At 54.0% G+C, this 437-nt stretch carries 1 pseudogene; it reads left to right on the top strand.

From position 1 onward, the window contains the following. Window positions 1-265 precede the first annotated feature (265 nt). Window positions 266-437, top strand: a pseudogene (locus tag EN846_RS36285) (bile acid:sodium symporter family protein); the annotation flags it as partial.

Consider the following 437-nt stretch of genomic DNA (forward strand, 5'->3'; position numbering starts at 1 on the left):
GGAGATGTTCGATCGAGTCTGACTGTAATTGCGGTAAAAAGGCAATTCGCCGACCCATCAAGTCCCTGTATGCGCGGCCTTCGGGTTCTCTTCGGCGCAACGGGAAGCGGATAGATGAGCCATCGTCGAATTTCAGCCTTGCGGCGACTGTGGGACCACGGCTGAGGGTTCGTTTTCGACCGCGAGGTCGGGCAACGGAGTAATGACCTTGACAGGGCACCATAGGAGACTAGACGGAGTCCATGATCATATTGGGAGTATAGACATGAAGATGCTGGCAGCCGTTTCGGCTTTCGTGGGCAAGACCTTTGCCATCTGGGTAAGCCTATTTGCCGTACTCGGCTTTTTCTTTCCTGACACTTTCAAGCAAATCGCGCCCTGGATCGTCACGCTTCTGTCAATCATCATGTTCGGCATGGGCCTCACCCTTTCGGTTG

The sequence above is a fragment of the Mesorhizobium sp. M4B.F.Ca.ET.203.01.1.1 genome (genome assembly GCF_004791025.1).
Lineage (GTDB): Bacteria > Pseudomonadota > Alphaproteobacteria > Rhizobiales > Rhizobiaceae > Mesorhizobium > Mesorhizobium abyssinicae.